Source organism: Flavobacterium sp., assembly GCF_035760125.1.
Lineage (GTDB): Bacteria > Bacteroidota > Bacteroidia > Flavobacteriales > Flavobacteriaceae > Flavobacterium.
Genome location: NZ_DASTTN010000335.1, coordinates 1 through 6,773 on the forward strand (window position 1 = coordinate 1; position 6,773 = coordinate 6,773).

Here is a 6,773-nt window from a genome sequence, read left to right on the forward strand (position 1 = left end):
TAATCAAGGAGATTAAGGATCGATTGAACTTCTTGATGAATGTAGGTTTGGATTATTTGGCTTTAAGCCGAAGTTCAAAATCGCTCTCTGGAGGTGAAGCACAACGGATTCGATTGGCCACACAAATTGGTTCTCAATTGGTTGGTGTATTATATATTCTGGATGAGCCAAGTATTGGTTTACACCAAAGAGATAATGAGAAACTGATTCATTCTTTAGAGCAATTGCGCGATATTGGAAATTCAGTGATTGTGGTGGAGCACGATAAAGATATGATTGAACGTGCCGATTATGTGATTGATATTGGTCCAAAAGCAGGCAAATATGGTGGTGAAATCATCAGTATCGGAACTCCGGCCGAAACTTTGGCTTCAAATACGATAACAGCACAGTATTTGAACGGAAAAATGAAATTGGAAATTCCCGAAAAACGCCGTGAAGGAAATGGAAAATTCCTGAAACTAACCGGAGCTACGGGGAATAACCTAAAAAATGTTTCGATTGAATTGCCTTTGGGTAAAATGATATGCGTTACGGGTGTTTCGGGAAGTGGGAAATCAACATTAATTAATGAAACCCTCTACCCTATTTTGAATGCCTATTATTTTAATGGCGTTAAAATTCCGATGCCTTATAAAAAAATAGACGGTTTGGAACATATCGACAAAGTGATTGATATTGACCAAAGCCCGATTGGAAGAACACCACGTTCCAATCCTGCAACATACACCGAGGTTTTTACTGAAATACGAAACCTGTTTACGATGACTTCCGAGAGTATGATTCGGGGATATAAAGCAGGGCGTTTTAGTTTTAATGTAAAAGGCGGACGTTGCGAAACCTGTGAAGGTTCTGGAGTACGTACGATTGAAATGAACTTTTTGCCAGATGTGTATGTTGAATGCGAGACTTGCCAAGGAAAGCGTTTTAACAGAGAAACATTGGAAATTAGATATAAGGGAAAATCTATTTCGGATGTTTTGAATATGACAGTTGACGAAGCCGTTCCTTTCTTTGAAAACATACCAAAAATCTACAGAAAAGTAAAAACTATTCAGGATGTTGGTTTGGGCTACATCACACTAGGACAACAAAGTACCACACTTTCTGGTGGTGAAGCACAGCGTATCAAACTGGCAGGTGAATTGTCCAAAAAAGATACCGGCAACACTTTCTATATTCTTGACGAACCAACAACTGGTTTGCATTTTGAAGACATTCGGGTGCTGATGGATGTTATTAATAAATTGGTTGACAAAGGAAATACCATTTTGATTATTGAGCACAACATGGATGTAATCAAACTAGCCGATTACATTATTGACATTGGACCAGAAGGAGGAAAAGGCGGAGGACAGCTTGTAGCCAAAGGAACACCTGAAGAAATCGTAAAAAATAAAAAAAGCTATACAGCTCAGTTTTTGAAAAAAGAGTTATCTTAGTTAAACATCTTTAACAAAGATTAAAGTTAAATTGAAAACGAATATCCTAGCCCCGATAGCAGTGGAAATCCTCTCTCGTTTTTTTAACGAGAGAGATTGAAACGAATAGCGGGAAATAGCTCCAAAAAAATAGAAACAGATGAGATTAGAAGATTTTGACAACGATGAAGATAAAGTAATCCAAGATAAATTAAAGCGCAAAACTTGGAATGAGATAAAAACAAATGACAGTTGGGCGATTTTTAAAATTATGTCTGAGTTCGTAAACGGATATGATACGATGAGCCGTATTGGGCCTTGTGTCACTATTTTTGGTTCGGCGAGAATAAAACCGGAGGACAAATATTATTTATTGGCAGAGAAAATTGCTTTCAAAATAAGCAAAGCTGGTTACGGCGTGATTACTGGTGGTGGTCCGGGAATTATGGAAGCCGGTAACAAAGGGGCACATTTGGGTGGTGGCTCTTCGGTGGGATTGAATATTGAATTGCCTTTTGAACAGCATTTTAATCCTTATATCGACAGTGACAAAAACTTGAATTTTGATTATTTCTTTGTTCGAAAAGTAATGTTTGTGAAATATTCACAAGGATTTGTCGTAATGCCCGGTGGTTTTGGAACTATGGACGAATTATTTGAAGCGATTACCTTGATTCAGACAAAAAAGATAGGCAAATTCCCAATTATATTAGTGGGTACGACATTTTGGTCTGGTTTGATTGATTGGATAAAAGCAGTATTGGTTGAAAGAGAACATACTGTAAGCCCAGAAGATTTGAATTTATTCAAACTTGTGGATACTGAAGATGAAGTAGTTACAGTACTAGATAATTTCTACAAGAAATACGATTTGAGTCCTAATTTTTAACACTAGGAGCCGTCTCGTCCCAAAAGACGAGACGGCTCTTTTCATTTGACGTGTATACTTGCATTTTGACCATTAAATACTGTAGTTTTCTTAATATTTTGTAAATTGTATTAGATTTATACTTTTTTTAGAAACTTATATATCCCCCAGATTGAAAACTCACGGTAAAATCATCCTACTCCTAATTGTTTTGTTGGTTTTCCACAAACAATATGCACAGCATCACTCCAAAATGACTGTGACTGTGAACATGAATTCAAATACGCTGTCAGTTGATCAAGAAATTACCTTTTATAACCAAACGAATGACACTTTAACCTCTATAGTGTTGAATGATTGGAACAATGCTTTTTCGGACCGAGAGAGCCCATTGGGAAAACGTTTTTCGGACGAATTCTACAATAAGTTTCACATGGCACTAGCAGAAGATCGCGGAGGAACCGTTAATTTAATTATAGAAGATAAAGATAAAAACGTTTTTACCTGGGAAAGAACCCAAAACAACCCTGATTATATTAAAGTTATATTGCACCGTATATTGAAACCTGGTCAAAAGATAAAATTGCATCTTACTTATGTTTCCATGATTCCAAGCAACAAATTTACCAAATACGGACATTTTGAAAAATATGGTATGCATCTCAAAAACTGGTTTCTTACCCCTGCCCGTTATGAAAATCATCAATTTATAAAATACAGTAATGAAAGCCTTGATGATATTGCCAATGGAGTTTCGGATTTTGATATTGATTTGAAAATTAACAATAAGAACACAGTAACAACGGATTTGGTAATTAACAATTTCACAGCAAACGAACAGGTAACCAATGTGAATCTTACGGGTAAAAAAAGAACCGATTTTGATCTTATTATCGAAAAAGAGTCCAGTTACAAGAGTTATAAAATTGGTGATTTTGAAGTCATGACTAACTTAGGTTCCGGAAGATTTGATGACTCATTGAAAACAGCAATCATTAAAAGAGTGGTTGATTATTCGAACAATCAAATTGGGCAATATCCATATGAAAAAATCATTGTTTCAGAGGAAGATTATGAGAAGAATCCATTTTATGGACTAAATCAACTGCCTAAATTCATGCGCCCTTTTCATACTGATTTTTTATTCGAAATAAAATTTTTAAAAACCTACTTGAATAATTTTCTCAAAAATAGTTTGCTGTTGGATTCCAGAAAAGATAATTGGATTTATGATGGGATCCAGATGTTTACTATGATTAACTATATTGATCAATATCACCCAGACAGCAAAATGATGGGGTCGGCTTCCAAATATTTTATATTTAGAGGGTTCAAATTGGCACAAACAGATTTTAATGAGCAGTACAGCTATTATTATATGCTGATGGCTCGCAAAAATCTCGATCAAGCTCTTAATGAACCCAAAAACACATTGATAAAATTCAACGTGCAAATTGCCAATAAATACAAAGCTGGCTTGAGCTTGCAATATCTGGATGACTACCTTGGAAATGATTTGGTTTTATCTGGAATTCAGCAATTCTATAAACTAAATAAAGAAGGACAAACAGACAGGAATGATTTTGAAGACATATTGAAATCAAAAGCGGCAAAAAATATAGACTGGTTTTTTAAATACATAATAGATAGTCGAGAACTGATAGATTATAAATTTGGAGATTTTTCCAAAACAAAAGACAGCGTTACTTTTATTGTTAAAAATAAAGGAGTTCCATTGGTACCAATGCCAGTATTTGGTATCAAAGACAAACAAATTATTTTTAAAAAATGGCTTGAGACCAATGAAATAGATACTGTACTCACTTTCGAAAGAAAAAGTGTGGACAAATTGGTGCTCAATTATAAAAACGAAGTTCCTGAATTCAATTTGAGAAATAACTGGAAATCATTGTACTCTTTTTCATTAAATCGCCCATTGAAACTCACTTTCTTTGAAGATTTGGAAGATCCTCATCGATCCCAATTATTTTATGTCCCCACTTTATTTTACAATAAATATGATGGGTTTGCGCCTGGATTCAGTTTTTACAATTTTAGTTTCTTCGACAAACCATTTATGTTTGTTTTGAATCCGATGTACTCCATCAATACCAAATCAATTGTGGGCAGTTATCAATTAATTGTAAACAAATATTTAAGAGAGAGAAGATTGTACAATATGCGCTATTCCTTAAATGGCTCCTATTTTCATTATGCTGAGGATGCTGCTTATTTTAAATTGTATCCAAGTTTGTCATTATACTTCCGTGAACCTAGTTATAGAGACAATAGAAAACAAGCCATATTTATAAAATACAATATTATTTACAAAGAGCCATCAGCATTCGTGATTGATAGTACAGACAATTACTCCATTTTGAACCTTAAATATTCCAATATAAAAACAGAAATTACCAGTCATGTAAAATTCCTTACCGATGTTCAGTTATCTGGTTATTTTGGAAAAATTTCCGCGGAAATGGAATATCGTAAGCTGTTTAATGACAATCGTTATTTTAATGTTCGTGCATTTGCTGGTACTTTTTTATACAACAGCAATAATACTCAAAATTATAATTTTGGAGTTGCTAGAGTAAATGATTATTTGTTTGATTACCCAGTTTATGCACGATCTGATACCTCAGGAATATTAAGTCAACAATACATTATGGCACAGGGAGGATTTAAATCATTTGTTAGTCCTTCCGAATCAAATCAATGGTTGGCAACAACAAATTTAAGCTATAGTCTATTATGGAATTGGGTAGATGCGTATGCTGATTTTGGATTTGTAAAAAATAAAGGGTTTCATAATAACTTCGTTTATGATAGTGGGATACGACTAAATTTGGTTCAAGATTACTTCGAATTATTCTTTCCAGTATATTCTTCTAATGGATTTGAAGTAAGTCAAAAAGATTACAGTGAAAAAATACGATTTATCTTTATTTTTAACCCAAAATCATTAATTAATCTTTTTACCCGAAAATGGTTTTAATTCAAAACAAAAACTTTAAAATATTAAACAATTACACAATTTTTTAAGTTAAAATTAAATATATAATAAAAATACATTCGTTTTAATGGAAATTATTTCATAAAAAATTATAAAAATACAGAATCACATAATGATATATACGTAGTTTTTGATTAGATTTGCACCATAAAAGCTATACTTTTAAATTATGATAAAAGAGAAAGTCAATACTAGTTTAACATTTGAAGATTTTAAAACCGAAGTCTTAAATGATTACCGAATTGCCATAATAAGCAGAGAATGTAGTTTATTGGGCCGTAAAGAAGTATTAACTGGAAAAGCCAAGTTTGGTATTTTTGGAGATGGAAAAGAAGTTCCACAACTTGCCATGGCCAAATGCTTTAAAAACGGAGACTTCCGTTCTGGGTATTATCGCGATCAAACTTTTATGATGGCTATTGGCGAATTGACAATTGAACAATTTTTTGCCGGTTTATATGGTCATACTGATATTGACCTGGAGCCAATGTCTGCAGGAAGACAAATGGGTGGTCACTTTGTAACCCATAGTTTGAACGAAGACGGATCTTGGAAAAACTTGACACAACAAAAAAATTCTAGTGCCGATATTTCCCCAACAGCTGGGCAAATGCCGAGATTACTTGGACTGGCACAAGCTTCAAAAATATACAGAAACGTTCCAGGTATTCCAAATGCAGAACAATTTTCTATAGATGGAAATGAAATTGCATGGGGAACTATAGGAAATGCAAGTACATCAGAAGGATTATTTTTTGAAACCATAAATGCTGCCGGAGTTTTACAAGTTCCAATGGTAATGAGTGTTTGGGATGATGAGTATGGAATTTCTGTACATGCGAGACACCAAACTACTAAAGAAAGTATTTCGGAAATTTTGAAAGGATACCAAAAAGATGAAAATTCGAATGGTTTTGAAATACTAAAAGTAAAAGGTTGGGATTATGTTGATTTGATTGCCACTTATGAAAAAGCGGCTGTAATAGCTCGTGAGAACCACGTTCCTGTTTTGATTCATGTTGATCAACTTACACAACCTCAAGGGCATTCTAGTTCTGGTTCACACGAAAGATATAAAAATGCGGCAAGATTAGCATGGGAAAAAGATTTTGACTGTATTCGTCAAATGAAATTATGGATGATTGCAATCAATATTGCATCGCCAGAAGAAATTGACGCTATCGATTTGGAAGCCAAAAAAGAAGTTTTTGAAGGTAAAAAAGTCGCTTGGAATGCTTTTATCGGACCAATAATTGAAGAGCAAAACGAATTGGTCGCGATTTTAGAAAGAATAGCTATAACAAGTGCCAAAAAAGAGGAAATTCTTAGAAATGCTACAGCATTAAAAAATATTAAATCTCCTTTGAAAAAGGAAATAATGGTAATCGCACGAAAAACATTGCGTTTGATTATCAATGAAGAAGACAAAATTGAATTATCCAATTGGATTACTGATTACATAAAAAAA

At 33.8% G+C, this 6,773-nt stretch carries 4 protein-coding genes; all 4 read left to right on the forward strand.

Features of this window, described 5'->3' with window-relative positions; genetic code table 11:
• The coding region (uvrA, locus tag VFS71_RS12005; protein WP_326401522.1) for an excinuclease ABC subunit UvrA at positions 1 to 1,442 on the forward strand (1,442 nt) is incomplete at its 5' end.
• Between the two features lie 139 nt (positions 1,443 to 1,581).
• Positions 1,582 to 2,310: a TIGR00730 family Rossman fold protein gene (locus VFS71_RS12010; RefSeq protein WP_326401524.1), complete on the forward strand. Its 729-nt coding sequence runs from the start codon at positions 1,582 to 1,584 to the stop codon at positions 2,308 to 2,310.
• Between the two features lie 151 nt (positions 2,311 to 2,461).
• The gene (locus VFS71_RS12015; protein WP_326401525.1) at positions 2,462 to 5,287 is read left to right on the forward strand and encodes an aminopeptidase; all 2,826 of its coding nucleotides are present in this window, start codon (positions 2,462 to 2,464) and stop codon (positions 5,285 to 5,287) included.
• A 187-nt stretch (positions 5,288 to 5,474) separates the two neighbouring features.
• The coding region (locus VFS71_RS12020) for a thiamine pyrophosphate-dependent dehydrogenase E1 component subunit alpha (protein WP_326401526.1) at positions 5,475 to 6,773 on the forward strand (1,299 nt) is incomplete at its 3' end.

Coding starts and splice junctions, on each gene's coding strand:
- VFS71_RS12010 (WP_326401524.1), top strand. CDS start 1,582: ATGAGATTAGAAGATTTTGACAACGATGAAGATAAAGTAATCCAAGAT.